General features: G+C 74.7%; 1 protein-coding gene. It reads left to right on the top strand.

The annotated features are described in order from the left end of the window. Positions 1-229: hypothetical protein (locus tag SAZ04_RS23220; protein WP_332700202.1), on the top strand; the 229-nt coding region annotated here is incomplete at both ends.

Genomic DNA, 229 nt, shown 5'->3' on the forward strand with positions numbered 1-229 from the left:
GCTGACCGCCAGCAGCAGCGACTACAAGCGTGCCCAGGTGATGGCGGCGCAGGTGCCCCCCACGGGCCCCGTGGGTGGCCCGAACGCCCCGGCGATCGAGGCCTACGTGCATGCAGGCGCCTACGCCTGGCCCCCCGCGGATGCCGGCCAGCGCGCCCTGACGCTGGTGCAGCAAGCCATCGAAGCGCGCCGCCAGCGCTGGTGCGGGCGCAGTGTGGTGCGCAGCTTG

It is taken from the genome of Halalkalibacter lacteus, from assembly GCF_036663595.1.
In the GTDB taxonomy this organism is placed as follows: Bacteria; Bacillota; Bacilli; order Bacillales; family Bacillaceae_D; genus Halalkalibacter; species Halalkalibacter lacteus.